The sequence below is a fragment of the Pseudomonas sp. Xaverov 83 genome (assembly GCF_019352905.1).
In the GTDB taxonomy this organism is placed as follows: Bacteria; Pseudomonadota; Gammaproteobacteria; order Pseudomonadales; family Pseudomonadaceae; genus Aquipseudomonas; species Aquipseudomonas yamanorum.
On the sequence record NZ_JAAAFU010000075.1, the window covers coordinates 311,278 to 327,342 of the forward strand.

At 62.1% G+C, this 16,065-nt stretch carries 13 protein-coding genes; 3 read left to right on the top strand and 10 right to left on the bottom strand.

Translation table 11 applies throughout. The annotated features are described in order from the left end of the window. Window positions 1-4 precede the first annotated feature (4 nt). From K0H47_RS22660 to tssA, 10 genes are all read right to left on the bottom strand, one after another. Window positions 5-439 carry a DcrB-related protein gene (locus K0H47_RS22660; protein ID WP_063033824.1) on the bottom strand — a complete coding sequence of 145 codons (435 nt, stop codon included), beginning with the start codon at window positions 437-439 and terminating at the stop codon, window positions 5-7. A 15-nt stretch (window positions 440-454) separates the two neighbouring features. Continuing rightward, window positions 455-2,395, bottom strand: coding sequence for a type VI secretion system Vgr family protein (locus K0H47_RS22665; protein WP_063033825.1), 1,941 nt, complete (start codon window positions 2,393-2,395; stop codon window positions 455-457). A 158-nt stretch (window positions 2,396-2,553) separates the two neighbouring features. Further along, entirely contained in the window at window positions 2,554-5,226 is a 2,673-nt protein-coding gene (gene tssH, locus K0H47_RS22670) for a type VI secretion system ATPase TssH (RefSeq protein ID WP_177025229.1), read from the bottom strand. After that, window positions 5,219-6,262: a type VI secretion system baseplate subunit TssG gene (gene tssG / locus K0H47_RS22675; RefSeq protein WP_063033827.1), complete on the bottom strand. Its 1,044-nt coding sequence runs from the start codon at window positions 6,260-6,262 to the stop codon at window positions 5,219-5,221. The genes tssH and tssG overlap by 8 nt, the downstream gene beginning before the upstream one ends. Next, a complete protein-coding gene (tssF, locus tag K0H47_RS22680; protein WP_063033828.1) occupies window positions 6,226-8,085 on the bottom strand; it encodes a type VI secretion system baseplate subunit TssF in 1,860 nt (619 codons plus the stop codon). Before tssF ends, tssG begins: the two co-directional genes overlap by 37 nt. Next, window positions 8,082-8,597: a type VI secretion system baseplate subunit TssE gene (tssE, locus tag K0H47_RS22685; RefSeq protein ID WP_063034108.1), complete on the bottom strand. Its 516-nt coding sequence runs from the start codon at window positions 8,595-8,597 to the stop codon at window positions 8,082-8,084. Before tssE ends, tssF begins: the two co-directional genes overlap by 4 nt. A 78-nt stretch (window positions 8,598-8,675) precedes the next feature. Beyond that, on the bottom strand, window positions 8,676-9,164 hold the full coding sequence (locus K0H47_RS22690) for a type VI secretion system tube protein Hcp (protein WP_003213345.1): 489 nt from the start codon (window positions 9,162-9,164) through the stop codon (window positions 8,676-8,678). Between the two features lie 174 nt (window positions 9,165-9,338). Beyond that, complete coding sequence (gene tssC / locus K0H47_RS22695) at window positions 9,339-10,835, bottom strand: type VI secretion system contractile sheath large subunit (protein WP_017476732.1); 1,497 nt, start codon at window positions 10,833-10,835, stop codon at window positions 9,339-9,341. 2 nt (window positions 10,836-10,837) lie between these two features. Next, window positions 10,838-11,344, bottom strand: coding sequence for a type VI secretion system contractile sheath small subunit (gene tssB, locus K0H47_RS22700; protein WP_010168268.1), 507 nt, complete (start codon window positions 11,342-11,344; stop codon window positions 10,838-10,840). Between the two features lie 54 nt (window positions 11,345-11,398). Continuing rightward, a complete protein-coding gene (gene tssA, locus K0H47_RS22705; RefSeq protein WP_219273695.1) occupies window positions 11,399-12,418 on the bottom strand; it encodes a type VI secretion system protein TssA in 1,020 nt (339 codons plus the stop codon). Between the two features lie 404 nt (window positions 12,419-12,822). Between tssA and tagH the strand changes: the two genes are divergently transcribed. Genes tagH through tssK form a run of 3 tightly spaced genes read left to right on the top strand, consistent with a single transcriptional unit; the run spans window position 12,823 to window position 16,059 of the window. Continuing rightward, complete coding sequence (tagH, locus tag K0H47_RS22710) at window positions 12,823-14,151, top strand: type VI secretion system-associated FHA domain protein TagH (RefSeq protein WP_219273697.1); 1,329 nt, start codon at window positions 12,823-12,825, stop codon at window positions 14,149-14,151. 52 nt (window positions 14,152-14,203) lie between these two features. Then, window positions 14,204-14,710 carry a type VI secretion system lipoprotein TssJ gene (gene tssJ, locus K0H47_RS22715; RefSeq protein ID WP_063033831.1) on the top strand — a complete coding sequence of 169 codons (507 nt, stop codon included), beginning with the start codon at window positions 14,204-14,206 and terminating at the stop codon, window positions 14,708-14,710. 14 nt (window positions 14,711-14,724) lie between these two features. Continuing rightward, a complete protein-coding gene (gene tssK, locus K0H47_RS22720) occupies window positions 14,725-16,059 on the top strand; it encodes a type VI secretion system baseplate subunit TssK (RefSeq protein WP_076013173.1) in 1,335 nt (444 codons plus the stop codon). Window positions 16,060-16,065 lie beyond the last annotated feature (6 nt).

Below are 16,065 nucleotides of genomic sequence, written 5' to 3' on the forward strand. Positions count from 1 at the left end.
CTCATCAGGAAATGGCGTCAAACGATAGCGAGTTTTTAATGGTTGCCCAGTGCGCCGCCTCGGCATCACCGAGCATGTCCGCTTTCACATAACTCAACGCTATCATCTTGCGCGTTCCCGGCAAGACCAAGGCCAATTGGTATTGGAACACCTTGTCATTACCCTTGTTGAACTGGCTGCGCAGTTCGACACCTTCCACCTCTTGGGCGGCCCCCAAACATACGGTAACGCTCGGTTGGCAGCGTAAGTCCTGCACTTGCTTTTCCAAGCGCTTGAGCTGGTCGTCGAAGTTGCTGTGTAAGGTTTCGCCTTCGTTTAGCAAGCTGCGACTAATGATCAACGAAGTGCCCAACTCGGGGAACTTGAGGATATTGATCGACGCGTCCTGCAGCTCGCCTGCAGGCAGTTGAAACTGGAGTTCGTTGATTCGGTACGTCATGGCAAACACATCTCGTCAGGAGGTTTTGGGCGCGGGGAACACGGCTTTGATATTGGCGTCGATGCTGCCTTTGATTCCCTGGCCATCGGGCGTTGCGCCGGGGCCGTGGCCATTGTTCAGGTGCAGTACGCCCTTGGTGTTGAACTCGGCATCGCCGCTGGCATAGAAGCTGATATTCACGCCGGTCAGGTTGATTTGTCCGCTGGCATTCAGCTCCAGGATACTTTCTCCGCACACCAGGCGCAGGTTCTCACCCACTTCGATGACGTAGCTCTGGCTGATACTGTCGGTTTTGCGCTGGCCCACCAAGAGGACATCCTCCTGCTTGACGATGCGCGTTCGGTTATTACCAATCGTCACCGTCTCGTTATGCCCAATACTCTTGTTCCGGTCATGCCCCACCGAATGACTTTCATCCACCTCCACCACGATGTCCTGATTGCGCTCTGCATGGATGTACAACTGCTCCAACCCCTTCTTGTCCTCCATGCGGATTTCATTGAAGTTGGCCGGCGTGCCGCCTTTGCTGGAGCGGCTTTTCATCCCGCTTTGGGTGGCGTTTTCCGGCAAGTCGTAAGGCACCGTCTGCTCGGCGTTGTACACCCGGCCAGTGATGATCGGCCGGTCCGGATCGCCCTCCAGGAAGCTCACGATCACTTCCTGGCCAATCCGTGGAATCTGCATTGAGCCCCAGTTTTTCCCGGCCCAGGACTGCGATACGCGAATCCAGCACGAGCTGTTTTCGTTGGACTGGTCGTGGCGGTCCCAATAGAAATGCACCTTGACCCGGCCATATTGGTCGGTCCAGATTTCTTCGCCCTTGGGCCCCACCACCAGCGCCGTCTGCGGGCCTTTGACGATGGGCCGGTAGGTGTTGGCCAGTGGACGGAAACTCTGTTGCGCGTCGATGCAGGTGAGGGTGCTTTCGAACTGGGCCGAAGGCGCGCCACCGCCGCTTTCGAGGCTTTCCTGGGAGATGTAGTAGCGGGCGCCGACGATCAGGTATTCGCGGTTCTGGTCGCGGCGGCTGAAGCCGGTGAGGCTGAACAGGTGGCCAGAACCCAGGCCCCGTGCGTTGCCGCTGAACTCCACTTGTTCATGCAGGGTTTGCAGGGCTTCGATGCGGGTGCGGGCGTAGTGTTCGCCGTCTTCGCTTTTGACGTAGGTGCCGGGGTAGTCGTACAGCGGGTAGTCGCCGGCGGTGTGCGGGCGCGGCATGGCCGAGCGCACGTCGATGCTGGCGCTGGGGCGCTGGAAGTCGTAGTCGTTAAGCTCAAGGGAGCCGGGCTGTACTTCCTGTGCCAGGTGCCAGTTGTGCATATGGTCGCGTTCGCGCTGCTGCTCGTCCTTGGGGTAGTAAGGCACCGAGGCGTAGCCGGGCACGTTGGCGTGGGCTCCGTAGGCATCGGCCAGCACCAGCACGTGGCGGTCCTGTTCGTGGCGGAAGAAGTAGTAGATGCCTTCCTGTTCCATCAGGCGACTGACGAAATCGAAGCTGGTCTCGCGGTACTGCACGCAGTATTCCCACTCGCGGTACGGGCGGCTCAAGGCGTCTTCGAAGTCGGAAAAACCCAGGTCGCGAAACACCTGCTTGATGATCTGCGGGATGCTCAGGTTCTGGAAAATCCGGCAGTCGGAGGTGCGGCTCAGCAGCCACAACCATGGGCGCAGGGTCACCTGGTAACTGGCGAACTGGCCTTGGTCGATGTTCTGGCTGCAGCGGGCGACGATGCCGTGGAAGTGCCGCTCGCCACCGTCCGCCAGTTGCAGGTTCAGGCTCATGGGCTTGCCCAGCAACTGGTTGAGGTCGATGTTGGCGTCCAGCGAGGTCAGCTGCAGTTCGAAATTGAACAGTCGCCCCAGCTCTTCGCCGCCACCCATTTCATTGAGCAGCAGCACATCCGGCCCCAGTGGGCTAGTGATCTTGGCCAGGCGTGACGATTGGTTGAATAACATCGGTTAACCCGTAAATTGCGTAATAACTGTAGGAACCGGCTCCAACTGTGGGAGCGGGCTTGCTCGCGAACGCGGTGAATCAGTCACCGGATGCATCAACTGATACGCCGTCTTCGCGAGCAAGCCCGCTCCCACAGTTTTGATCGCATTCCGTCAGGTCAATCGTTGAAGTCGTAGTGCAATTCGTTATCCCGCGTGCTGATCCGCACGCCCGCCAGCGCCTTGCCTTCGAGCATGCGGGTGAGGAACTCGCGGCTCATGTCCGGCAGCAGGCTGTTGGTGAGGATGGTGTCGATCATCCGCCCGCCGCTTTCGGTTTCGGTGCAACGGGATACGATCAGGTCGACGACTTCGTCGTCGTAATCGAAGGCGACTTTGTGGGTGTTCTCCACGCGCTTTTTGATGCGGTTGAGTTGCAGGCGGGTGATCGCCTTGAGCATCTCGTCGCTCAGCGGGTAGTACGGAATGGTCACCAGGCGGCCGAGCAGCGCCGGCGGGAAAATCTCCAGCAACGGCTGGCGCAGGGCCTTGGCGATTTCCTCGGGCTCGGGGATGTTCGCCGGGTCTTTGCAGACCTGGGAAATCAGCTCGGTACCGGCGTTGGTGGTCAGCAGGATCAAGGTGTTCTTGAAGTCGATCACCCGGCCTTCGCCGTCTTCCATCACGCCTTTGTCGAACACCTGGAAGAAGATTTCATGCACGTCCGGGTGGGCTTTTTCCACCTCGTCCAGCAGCACCACGCTGTAGGGTTTGCGCCGCACGGCTTCGGTCAGTACGCCGCCTTCGCCGTAGCCGATGTAGCCCGGTGGCGCGCCCTTGAGGGTGGACACGGTGTGGGCTTCCTGGAACTCGCTCATGTTGATGGTAATGACGTTCTGCTCACCGCCGTACATGGCCTCGGCCAGGGCCAGGGCGGTTTCGGTCTTGCCCACGCCGGAGGTGCCAGCAAGCATGAACACGCCAATCGGCTTGCTCGGGTTGTCGAGGCCGGCGCGGGAGGTCTGGATGCGCTTGGCGATCATCTGCAAGGCGTGGTCCTGGCCGATGATGCGTTTCTTCAGGTGCTGGTCGAGGTTGAGCACCGTTTCCAGTTCGTTGCGGGCCATGCGGCCCACGGGGATGCCGGTCCAGTCGGCGACCACCGAGGCCACCGCTTGGTAATCCACGGTCGGCAGGATCAGCGGGGTTTCGCCTTGCAGTGTGGAGAGGCGCTGTTGCAGGTCGACCAGTTTTGCACGCAGTTCGTCGCTCTTGTGGTTACCCGCATCACTGTCCACCACACCGGCTTTTTCGCGCAGGGTTGCACGGGTGGCGAGCAACTCATCCACCAGGGTTTTCTCTTCGGCCCAACGGGTTTCCAGGGTGGCCAGGCGCTCGCGTTCGGCGCTCAGCAGCGCTTCGCTGTTGGTCTGGCGCGCACCGATGGCGATGCCGATCGCAAGCTCGCGGGCGATGATTTGCAGCTCGGTTTCCAGCGCCTCGATTCGACGGCGGCTGTCGTCGACTTCCGCCGGCACGGCGTGCAGGCTGATGGCGACGCGGGCGCAGGCGGTGTCCAGCAGGCTCACGGATTTGTCCGGCAATTGACGCGCCGGAATATAGCGGTGGGACAGCTTCACCGAAGCCTCCAGGGCTTCATCGAGGATCTGCACCTGATGGTGCTTTTCCATGGTCGAGGCCACGCCGCGCATCATCAGCAACGCCTTGTCTTCCGACGGCTCGGCCACTTGCACCACCTGGAAACGGCGGGTCAGGGCCGGGTCCTTTTCGATGTGCTTCTTGTACTCGGCCCAGGTGGTGGCGGCCACGGTACGCAAGGTGCCACGGGCGAGTGCGGGTTTAAGCAGGTTGGCCGCGTCACCGGTCCCGGCGGCGCCACCGGCACCTACCAGGGTGTGGGCTTCGTCGATAAACAGGATGATCGGTTTCGGCGAGGCCTGGACGTCTTCGATGACCTGGCGCAGGCGCTGTTCGAACTCGCCTTTCATGCTGGCGCCGGCTTGCAGCAGGCCGACATCGAGGCTGCGCAGTTCCACATCTTTCAGCGCTGGCGGCACGTCGCCGGCGACGATGCGCAGGGCGAAACCTTCAACCACGGCGGTCTTGCCGACACCGGCTTCACCGGTAAGGATCGGGTTGTTCTGGCGGCGACGCATGAGGATGTCCACCAGTTGGCGGATCTCTTCGTCACGCCCGACGATCGGGTCGAGCTTGCCGCTGCGGGCCTGTTCGGTCAGGTCGACGGTGAAGCGCTTGAGGGCTTCCTGCTTGCCCATCGCACTCGGGGCCATGGCGCCGCTGGCCTCGCCCGGGACAGCACCGGCGTTGAAACCGTCGCTGGCACTCAGTGCATTTTCGGGCGAGTCGCCGACGTATTCGTCAAAGCGTTCGCTCAGGGCTTCGGCCTTGATCTTGTCGAATTCACCGGACAACCCCAACAGCGCATGGCGCAGGCTTGGCGTCTTGAGAATCCCCAGCACCAGGTAACCGGTGCGCACTTGGCTTTCGCCGAACATCAGGCTGCCATAGACCCAGCCACGCTCGACCGCTTCCTCCACATGGGATGACAGGTCGGTGATCGACGTCGAGCCACGGGGCAGGCGGTCCAGGGCTTCAGTCAGGTCACGGGCCAAGCGCGCGGGCTCGACGTTGAACTGGCGGATGATGCGGTGCAGGTCCGAGTCCTGCAGTTGCAGCAACTGGTGAAACCAGTGGGCCAGTTCCACATACGGGTTGCCCCGCAGCTTGCAGAACACGGTGGCGGCTTCGATGGCCTTGTAGGCCACGCTGTTGAGTTTGCCGAACAGTGCGGCGCGACTGATTTCACCCATGCTCTGGATTCCTTGAGGTGTTGGCGTGTTCGGCGTAATGCCGGGCCAGGATTAGGTCGTTGGCGTCATGCTCGGGTTGGCCGAGCCAGGTGTTGAAGCCCAGGCGGAACTGGCCGTTGAGTTGCAGGGCCGGCACTTCCGGTTGTTGCAGAATCAGGTTCAGGTCCCAGTCCAGTTCGTGGCCCAGGTACTCGGCGACCCACGCCACCAGCTCGTTGAAAGGCTGGCTGCCGGGCAGCATGCCCATGTAGGCGTCGAGCTTCAGCGGGCCGAGGCGGATACGGAATTTGTGCTGGCGGTCCCACACGTGGCTGCCCAGGCAAAAGTCCACGCCCAGCTGGTTGGCGCTGACACTTACGCGGCTGCGCTCGGGCAGTTCCAGCCATTGGCCGACGTATTCTTCGATCTCCACCGGCAGGCCGAAGTACTCGCCAAGAATCGCTTTCAAGCCATCCGGGTAGCGGGTTTGCGCCGACAGGTGGCCGCTGTAATGCAGCTTCGCCGTGTCGGGGATCAGGCCCTGGTTGAGCAGGCTCGGTGTACCGCGACCGCTCAGTGCCGCGAGGCGCGCTGACCAGTAGTCATCGTCCGGGCGGTCATGGCTGACGGTAGGCCGCGCCTCGGCCCAGGCCCGATAAAACAGGGTCAGCAGGCGGTGGTGGAACACATCCAGGAAGCGCTTGCTGGTGCTGTCGGCGTTGTTGCGCTGGCGCTCACGCACGTACTCGGTGATGTGCAGCGGCAGCGGGCCGTTGGGGCCGCCGAGGCCGAAGAAGAACTGCTCCAGCCGTGCCGGCTGGCCTTCAGCCCCAGGTTCGACCGAGGCCAGTGTGGCCGGCGCAAAGGTACAATCGGCCTGCTGACCGAGACGCAGCGGATCATCCGCCAGGCGCAGGGAATGCCCCAGGCGTGGCAGCTCCGGCGATTCGCACTCGATACGACGCAGCGCCTGGAAGAAGTCATATTCCCAGGGCTCCTGATGCATCGCATCCAGGGTACTCACAGGGTCGGACGGCGTCCGGGCTTGGCTTTCCATCGCATGATCTCGCCGCGTTCGGTGGTACGGATCACCGTCTCGGTAAAACTGTTGATCGACACATAGCGTGCCAGGAACCGTTCAAACACCGCACCGAGCAGGAACACGCCGGTGCCGCGGAACGCGTTTTCATCAAATTCCAGAGTGATCTCAAGGCCCCGGCCAAACACGATCGGGCCGGGCATCGGCAGGCGGCGGGTCACCGCTTTGCTGCTGACTTCCCGCAGGCCTTCGATCTGCAATTGCAGGGCGGCGTCGTTGCTGTCGCCATACAGGCGCAGCAATTCGCGCAGGGCGGCGGCGCCCTGGCCTTGCTCGCTCAGCGACAGGTAGTTCAACGACAACTGGCTGATCAGGCGCCAGGCCTTGGCGTCATGTGCATGGCTGGCGCGCGGGCGGCTTGGCCCGGCGACGCAACGCACGGCCAAGACCGGCGCACTGTCGGCCAGGGTGAAGTCGGTCTTGCCGTTGCCCACACTCATGAACAACGGCAAATCGCGGTTGGTGCACAGAGCGGTCACGCCCAGTTGGCGCAGGTCATGGCGGTACGGCGCTTGCTGGGTGTCCACCAGGCTGACGAAGGTTTCGCTGCCCACATAGGTGGAGCGCGGCCCGTTGCGGCGCTGGTCGCTGGACAACACGCGGGGTTCGCGGCGCACCGTATAGTAAGCCTGGTCACGGCCATAGCGCGACGGATCGCGTACTGCGTAGAACGGCAAGAACGGCTGCTCCGGTCCCGTGCCGTGGCCCGTGATGCCGCTCAAGGAGTGAATCTCGAAATCCATCGGCCGCGTGCGGTCGGCGATCACATGGTGTTCGTTGACCCGCTCGGACAAGTGGATTCGGTCCACGCGCTTGGGAAACAGGTTGATCGCCGGGGTGCAGAACGGCACGAATTGCGCCTTGCCGACGCTGCCTTCCAGGCTCGGATCGTGGCGGTCGAACAGCACGATCAGTTCCAGCTCCTGGCCGTCACAGCGCTTGACTGCGCGGCTCAGCTCAGCGAATTCAACGAACAGAAAACGGTGGGGCAGGGCGAAGTATTCCTGAAGCAAGCGATAGCCCTGGAATGCCCGAGGCACCACCGGCATTGCCGCATCGGCGTCGTCGAAACCCCGGGAGCGCAAGGCATCCGGCGGCAGGCGTTCCACCCAATCACCGCCGGGCTTGCGCGCGAACACCGCGCAGGCATTGCCCAGCAGTTGTTCGTAGAGGCGGAACGGTTGTTCGTCGGCACCGCTGAGGTACAGCGGCAAGTTATCCAGGGCGAGGCTGTTGAACGGCAGTTCGGCGCCGGTACGCAAGGTCAGGCGCAGGCCGGCCTTAGCCTTGGGTTCGCTGGCGGCCAACCGCCCGAGCACCGCGGACGGGTTGCCGAAGTACTCGGCCTGGGCGACCTGCAACGGCCACAGCGTCACCGGGTGCGCGGTGCGGTACTCGCAGCAGGTCTGGGTTTCGCGGCCCAAGGCGGCGCGCAAAACGGTGTCGCGGGGCAGTGGAAAACCACTGGCCAGAGAGCCTTCATCGGGATCGGCCTGCAACTGCACCACGGTCATCGACGGGGTCGGCGCCAGGTAGTGCGGGTAGGCGATCTCCAGCAGGTTGTTGGTGAAGGTCGGGTACTCGGCGTCGAGCTTGAGCTGGACCCGGGCCGTGAGATACGCAAAGCCTTCGAGCAAACGCTCGACGTACGGGTCGGCGCAGTCCATGCCGGACAGGGTCAGCCGACTGGCGATCTTCGGGTATTCCTTGGCGAACTCGGCGGCGCTTTCGCGCACGTGGTGCAGTTCCTGGTTGTACAGCTCCAGCAGGCGCGGGTTCATGGGCGTCTCCGCTGGTCAGCGTTGACCACACGCACATGGCCGGATTCCAGGTCCAGGTCGGTTTGCAGCAACAGGCGCAACGGCACCGGCTGCGCCCACAGGTCGCCTTCGATCTCGAAACTCAGGGCGTTATGGTTCATCTCGCCATGGCCCACGCGTGCCTTGACCCGCAAGGTATGACGCAGGATACGCGGTTCGAAGGTGGCGATAGCTTGTCGAATCAAGGCCTCCAGGGCACTGACGTCGACACTGGAGACACTGTTGCCCGCCAGGGCAGGCAGCCCGTAATTGACCACCGACGTACCGGCCGGTGTGTGCAGCGTGGCATCGGCGTTGAGCAGTGAAGTGGTGTTGAGCAGCCACGTCAGGTCACGCAGCACTGAGGCTTTCAATTGGCTCAGGGACAGCACGCGTTTGTCGGCGCTTTCCTTGGGATTGGTCGGGTCATCGTCGGTCAACCGGTCCAGCAGGGACGGTTGCAGGCGATCGCGGGAAGCAATTTCAGTTACCACCAAAGCAGCTCCACGGACGGGTTGCGAGAGGGACAGGGGGCTTGCAGCCGCCACTTGGGGTGGCGGCTACAGGGGCAATCAGCGTTTGGTGTTGGAGCGAATGTTCCAGCCAAACTTGATCGCGCCGCCGTCTTTGGTGCCGTCGGCTTTCTGTGGCTGGTAGTCCACCATCACCTGGGCGAAGTTCAGGGTCACGTTTTCGGTCAGGCGATCATCGCTGCCCGAACCGCCGGTGCTCAGGGAGGTGACCAGCACTTCTTCCAGGTTGATGATCATGTACTCGACCTGGCTTTCACCGCCGGCCTTGCGCACGGTCAGCGTGACCTTGTCGATGTGCTTGCCGCTGGCGCAGTGCATCATCAGGTTAGGCGAGGCCTTGTCGACGTACTTGGTCAGCGACAGGTCCTGGATGTTCACCTTGCCTGCGCCGCCACCACCGCCAACGTGCATGTTGCCGGACTGGGCCATGCCCCAGCTCCAGTTCAATACGTCGATTTCGTCCTTGTGGGCCTTGTCCATGGACTCGCCCTTGATGTCGCCGATCTTGATGAAAATATCAACAGCCATGTTTTCTCCCTGTGTGGTCTCAGCCACGATATTTGGTTAACCCAAGGGCGGTGCTTTTCTGTGGGAGCCGGGCTTGCCCGCGATGGCATCACTGCGGTCTGACTGACAGACCGCGTCGCCTGCATCGCGGGCAAGCCCGGCTCCCACAAAAAGCCCGATCCCGGCGGATCTTTATTACGCGCCTTTCGCCGAAGGCAGTTTCGATACCAGGCGCAGCGACACGGTCAGCCCTTCAAGCTGGTAGTGCGGGCGCAGGTAGAACCGAGAGTTGTAGTACCCCGGGTTGCCTTCAACGTCTTCCACGATCACTTCGGCAGCCGCCAATGGATGCTGGGCCTTGGTGGTTTCGGTGGAGTGCGCCGGGTCGCCGTCCACGTAGTTGAGGATCCAGTCCTGCAACCAGCGCTGCATCTCGTCCTTCTCTTTGAAGGAACCGATCTTGTCGCGCACGATGCACTTCAAGTAGTGAGCGAAACGGCAGGTGGCGAACAGGTACGGCAGGCGCGCGGCCAGGTTGGCGTTGGCGGTGGCGTCCGGGTCATCGTATTCGGCCGGTTTCTGCAACGACTGGGCGCCGATGAAGGCGGCAAAGTCGGTGTTTTTCTTGTGCAGCAGCGGCATGAAACCGTTCTTCGCCAGTTCCGCTTCACGGCGGTCGCTGATGGCGATTTCGGTCGGGCACTTCATGTCCACACCGCCGTCATCGGTCGGGAAGGTGTGGGCCGGCAGGTTCTCGACTTCACCGCCAGACTCCACGCCACGGATGCGCGAGCACCAGCCGAAGTGTTTGAACGAACGGTTGATGTTCACCGCCATCGCGTAGGCCGCGTTGGCCCAGGTGTACTTGGAGCTGTCGGCACCGTCGGTGTTTTCTTCGAAGGCGAAGGCTTCCACCGGGTCGGTCTTGGCGCCATACGGCAGGCGCGCCAGGAAGCGCGGCATGGTCAGGCCGATGTAGCGCGAGTCTTCCGATTCACGCAGGGAGCGCCAGCCGGCGTATTCCGGGGTGGTGAAGATCTTGGTCAGGTCGCGCGGGTTCGACAGTTCCTGCCACGAGCCCATGCCCATCACGGTCGGCGATGCCGCAGCGATGAACGGGGCGTGCATGGCGGCGCAGACTTTCGACAGCTCCCCCAGCAGCTCCACGTCGGGAGGCGACTGGTCGAAGTAGTAGTCGCCTACCAGGCAGCCGTAAGGTTCGCCGCCGAACTGGCCGTATTCTTCTTCGTACATCTTCTTGAAGATCGGGCTCTGGTCCCACGCGGTGCCCTTGAATTTCTTCAGGGTCTTGTGCAGGTCCGGCTTGGAGATGTTGAGCACGCGAATCTTCAGTTGCTCATCGCTCTCGGTGTTGTTCACCAGGTAGTGCAGGCCACGCCAGGCGCTTTCCAGTTGCTGGAAATCCTGGTGATGGATGATCTGGTTGACCTGGGCGGTGAGCTTGGCGTCGATGGCGGCGATGATCGATTCGATCGACTTGATCGCGTCGTTGGACACCAGGTCCGTCTGGGCCAGTGCCTGCTCGGCCAGGGTGCGCACGGCGGTTTCCACGGCTTCGCGAGCACGCTCGGTCTTGGGTTTGAATTCTTGCAGCAGCAGCGACGCGAACTCGCTGGTTTCTTCGGTAGCGCCCAGGTTCTGGGCGCCTTCGCGGGCGGTATTCTCGGTCATGATTACTGGTCCCCTGCCGGCTTCGGCGCGCTCGCAAGGGCCTGCAGCAATGCCGGGTCCTTGATCGCTTTCATGATGATTTCTTCAGCGCCGGTCTTGCCGTCCATGTAGGTCAGCAGGTTGGCCAGCTGCGTGCGGGCTTCGAGCAGCTTGTTCAGCGAGTCGACCTTGCGTGCCACGGCAGCGGGGCTGAAGTCGTCCATGCTTTCGAAGGTGATGTCCAGGCTCAGGTTGCCTTCGCCGGTCAGCTCGTTGGGTACGTGGAACGCGACGCGTGGCTGCATGGCCTTGAGGCGCGAGTCGAAGTTGTCGACGTCCACTTCAAGGAACTTGCGGTCGGCCACAGGCGCCAGAGGCTCCGCGGGCTTGCCGGCGAGATCGGCCATCACGCCCATGACGAAGGGCAGCTGGACCTTTTTCTCGGCGCCGTAGAGCTCGACGTCGTACTCGATCTGCACCCGAGGCGCACGGTTGCGCGCGATGAATTTCTGAGAACTTTGCTTCGCCACGTTGCTGCTCCTGGTCGCTTGAGCGACGGTGTTGTAACTGCGCGATCCGTACGCTTATTCGCTGTCCGGCCCGCGCAGATTTTCAAATTGGGACATGCCGTCGGGAATCAGGTTGCGCACGATGGCCGCAAAGTCGGCGTGCACCAGATTCTTCGCTCGGTTCAACAGCACCGGCAGCGGGCTCGAAGGCTCGTGGCGGGTGTAGTACGCAAGGATTTTGTCGAGGCTGCGCAGCACTTCATCGCGGCTCGCGATGTCCCCGGTCGGGCGTGCGGCAACGGGCGCGGCGGCGTATTCAACCGAGGGGGCATTGTCGTCACTGACAACCTCGGGCTCGCTGGCGGCGCCGCTGTATGGGGCGTATTGGTTGAGTATCTGCACGGCCTGCTTGAGCAGTTGCCTCAAGGGGCCGAGGTCCACGCCCTGGGCGGAACCGACCTGATCGCTGACGTATTGTTCGATGGCTTCACAGGCGGCGCGGGCGGCGTTCAGCGCGTCGTGGGTGGCCTGCAGTTGCTCGGCATCACTGTCGAGGAACGCGCCGTTGAGCTGTTCGGCGCCGAGGCTTTCGCCGGGGAAACTCTGCAGCCCGCTGGCATTCAGCGCAGCGCGCAGGCTGACGGGGCCGAAGGTACGCGAACGGGTCAGAATGGCTTCGCGCAGCAGGCGGATGTTCGCGTCGCTGGTCACGCCGCTGAGGGCGTTGATGCGCACGGTGGGGTCGTTGTCGTCATCGGCATCCAGGCGCGGATGCAGGTCGGCCCAGTATTCGCGCAGCAGCGCGTTGATCAACGTGAGCGCGTCGGCAAGCCCCGTGATGCCTTGGAGGGCGAGGGCGCTTTGCAACAGGAAATGGGTGATGCGCAGGTCTTTGCTGCGTTGCAGGAGGTCGAGGCTTTGCTGCTGGATGCTGCGCCATTCCGGAGGTTCGGCAGGCAGGATCGAGTCGCCCATGCTGCGCTCGGGTTGACCCTGTGCGGCACGCTCAAGATGCAAATAATCGGCGTCATATTCCAAGTCTTCGCCACAAGGCGAAGTCGCGGAAACGGCGGCGAGCAACAGAGGCACATCCACTAAATTCGATCTCCCTATCAGCCCGTTAGATAACGGGCAACTCATGCATTAGTTGCGCGAGGAACTTTGCATGTTTTCTTGGTCATATTTAGCGCTTTGACATCGTGCTGATTTCAAAGTGCCATCATTGGTGTTCAAGAAGTTGTGCATTTTTGGTGTAGTACTTATGCCTTGTCAAGGTAAGCTATTCGCCCTCTATGACAGATGTGCGGTGCTTAACATCCTGCGCGACTGATCAGTCGAAGCAGGTGCCGAGGCAGGATTTTTGTCATACAGGCCGGTTAAGATCAGCAATTACGCGGGTTGAAGCAGGCTTTCAAGGTTTTGGAAGGATCTGTCGTGGATCCCTCGGGAGCAGTTCTCCCAGGGAACGGCCGCGCGTGAAGTATCAGCAAGGAGGCATGATGTCGCTGTGTTTGACTATCACTAGTTATCACAAGATTACCCCTGGCCAGTGCCCTGAAAAGTCCATGAATCAGGGCGCGATGGCTATTGGCCGTGGTCCCGAAAATGACTGGATACTGCCTGATCCCGAGCGCCTGGTTTCCACGCAGCATTGCGTTATTCAATACAAAGATGGTCGTTATTATTTAACCGATAACAGCACTAACGGTGTTGAGTTAGTCAACGCCGGCATCCGTTTGCGCCGGGGAAACAGTGAGCCATTGCAAGACGGTGAACTGATCCGCATCGGTGATTACGAAATCCAGGCACGTATCGATTTCAACCTGAAAGTGACAGACACCCCGTCTTTCACTGGTGATGCCTCCAACAGTTTCGAAGCCCTGATGGGCGCCGCCGTGAAGGCCCCGACGCCACAACCGGTGATCGCGCCGCAGTTCCAGGGCGCCTCGTCGATGGACACCCTGCCGGATCTGTTCGACTTCCTCGCACCCACCAGCGTCCCGCCGGCTACCGTGCATGATCACGTGCCGGCCGAGCTACACGACTTCCGCCCGCCCACACCGCTGCCCGTGGCTGAACCGCCTGCGCCGGTAGCCTCGGGCTCAATCATTCCCGACGACTGGGATTTGTTTGGCGATGCCCCGGCACCCAAGCCTGTTGCGCCGCCGCCACTACCTGCTCCAACACCGATCATCGAGCCGCCCAAGGTTGAGCAGCCGCTCCCGGTGGCTGACGCCAACCAACCCGATTTGCTGCAAGCCTTCCTGCGCGGTGCCGGCCTCGATCAGTTGCGCCTGGACAAGGCCCAGGCCGAAGCCCAAATGGAAAGCATCGGCCGCAGCTACCGGTTGATGGTCGAAGGCCTGATCGACGTACTGCGTGCCCGCAGCAGCCTCAAGGGCGAGTTCCGCATGCAACAGACGGTGATTCAACCGGTGGAAAACAATCCGTTGAAATTCGCTCCCAACGCCGATGAAGCGTTACTGCTGCTCCTTCGTCACAGCAACCAAGCGTTTATGGCGCCGGACGTGGCGGTTCGCGACAGTTTCGACGATCTGCGCGCTCACCAACTGGCCGTCATGGCCGGGGTCGAAGCCGCCATCAAGCACCTGCTGACGCGCTTTGAGCCGGCGCAGCTCGAAGAGCGCATGGGCAAGCCCGGCGGGCTGTCGAGCATTTTCAACGGTTCGCGCCAGGCCCAGTACTGGCAGCAATTCACCGAGCTCTACAGCAATATTTCCCGCGAGGCCCAGGAAGATTTCCAGGACCTGTTCGGGCGTGAGTTCAGCCGTGCCTACGAAGAGCACAGCAGCCGACAGCGTCACTAACAACGCAGTACATGGAACGACGGATAGCTAAGTACGTCATTGAGGACGCAGGATGATTCCCAGGTTTTTACTCGCAGCCGCCACCGCGCTTCTGCTGACGGCGTGTGCCAAGGACGCGGCCAAACCCGAAGCCCCCGAGGCTGAGGCAGACACCGCCGCCGTCGAGCTGCATTTCCACGCCATCGCCGGGCTCAACCCCGGTGCCAATGGCCAGGCAGCCCCGGTACGGGTGCGGATTTTCGAACTGAAAAACGCCGCCACCTTCAGCCGTTCCGACTACTTCGCCTTGGCCGATCGCGCCCAGTCGACCCTCGGCCTCGACCTGCTCGACCAGGACGAAGTGGTGATCCAGCCCGGCCAGCAATTGAGCATCCAGCGCGACCTCGACCCGTCCACCCGCCAGATTGGCCTGCTGGTGGGCTATCGCGAACTGGATCGCGCCGTGTGGCGCACCGTGCTTAACGTGCCGGCGCGCCAATACACCGAATACCAGATCAGCCTCGATGTGCATGCCGTGCGTGCCGACGTCGTGGTTCCCCCATCCAGCCCTGCCCAATAAGAATCGGAGCCCCCATGTCCTGGAACAATCGCGTGGTCTGGTCGGAAGGCATGTTCATCGGAACGCAGCACTTCCAGCAGCATGACCGTTACCTGGAAAACCTGATCGATGCGCGCAGCCGCCCGTTGTCGGCAGGGGCCTGGGGCTTCTCCGAACTGTTGATTGACCAGGGTCTGCTGGCCCAGGGCAAGCTGGCGATCGTCTCGGCGCGCGGTTTGTTGCCCGACGGCACGCCGTTCAATATTCCGCAGGACGACCTGGCGCCGAGCCCCTTGAACATCGACGACCACCTGCGTGATGGCCTGGTCTACCTGGCGCTGCCCCTCAAGCGTGCCGGCGCCCGCGACACCGTCGACGAAGGCGAAGCCCTGGAAGCGGCGCGCTACGTCAGCCAGGTGCGCGAAGTGCGCGACGACAACGCGCCCTTTGAAAACCGTGCGCCGGTGGCGGTCGGTTCTCGTGCGCTGCGGCTGTTGACGGCCCAGGATGGCATCAGCGATTACGCGGCCATCGGCCTGGTGCGCATCAAGGAAAAACGCGCCGACCGTGCCCTGGTGCTGGACGACAGCTACATCCCGCCGGTACTCGACGTGGCCGCCAGCAAACCGCTGACCGCGTTTCGCAGCGAACTGCTGGGCCTGCTGCACCAGCGCGGCGAAGCGTTGGCCGGGCGCGTGGTGGCTTCGGGCGCCGGTGGTGCTTCGGAAATTGCCGACTTCATGCTGCTGCAACTGGTCAACCGCGCCCAGCCGCTGATCCAGCACCTGAGCCAGTTGAGCCCGCTGCACCCGGAGCGTTTCTTCAGTGAGCTGGTGAGCCTGGCCGGCGAGTTCTCGACCTTCTCCACCACTGGCCGCCGCCCCCAGGAATACCCGCAATACCAGCACGACGACCTGGCCCTGAGCTTCACCCCGGTGATGCAGGCGCTGCGTGAAGCACTGTCGATGCTGATCGACAGCAAGGCCACGCCGATCCCGATTGTCGAGAAAGCCTACGGCGTGCACGTGGCGATGCTGGCCGACAAAACCCTGATCGACAGCGCCAGTTTCATCTTGGTGGTGCGTGCCGATGTGCCGGGCGAAACCCTGCGCGCGCGTTTCGGCCAGCAAAGCAAAGTCGGCTCGGTGGAACACATCCGCGACCTGGTCAACCTGCAACTGCCGGGCATCGGCCTGCTGCCGCTGCCGGTGGCGCCACGGCAGATTCCGTACCACGCAGGCAGCACCTATTACGAGCTGGACCGGGGCAGCGAGCACTGGCAGCAACTGAGTAATTCCGGCGGCTTTGCGTTCCACATCGCCGGCCAGTTCCCGGGGTTGAACCTGGCTTTCTGGGCCATCCGAGGATAATCCGCG

Bases quoted from the DNA above. Each gene is read 5' to 3' on its own strand.
- K0H47_RS22660 (WP_063033824.1), bottom strand. From the start codon at position 439: ATGACGTACCGAATCAACGAACTCCAGTTTCAACTGCCTGCAGGCGAG.
- K0H47_RS22665 (WP_063033825.1), bottom strand. From the start codon at position 2,395: ATGTTATTCAACCAATCGTCACGCCTGGCCAAGATCACTAGCCCACTG.
- tssH (WP_177025229.1), bottom strand. From the start codon at position 5,226: ATGGGTGAAATCAGTCGCGCCGCACTGTTCGGCAAACTCAACAGCGTG.
- tssG (WP_063033827.1), bottom strand. From the start codon at position 6,262: ATGGAAAGCCAAGCCCGGACGCCGTCCGACCCTGTGAGTACCCTGGAT.
- tssF (WP_063033828.1), bottom strand. From the start codon at position 8,085: ATGAACCCGCGCCTGCTGGAGCTGTACAACCAGGAACTGCACCACGTG.
- K0H47_RS22690 (WP_003213345.1), bottom strand. From the start codon at position 9,164: ATGGCTGTTGATATTTTCATCAAGATCGGCGACATCAAGGGCGAGTCC.
- tssC (WP_017476732.1), bottom strand. From the start codon at position 10,835: ATGACCGAGAATACCGCCCGCGAAGGCGCCCAGAACCTGGGCGCTACC.
- tagH (WP_219273697.1), top strand. From the start codon at position 12,823: ATGTCGCTGTGTTTGACTATCACTAGTTATCACAAGATTACCCCTGGC.
- tssJ (WP_063033831.1), top strand. From the start codon at position 14,204: ATGATTCCCAGGTTTTTACTCGCAGCCGCCACCGCGCTTCTGCTGACG.
- tssK (WP_076013173.1), top strand. From the start codon at position 14,725: ATGTCCTGGAACAATCGCGTGGTCTGGTCGGAAGGCATGTTCATCGGA.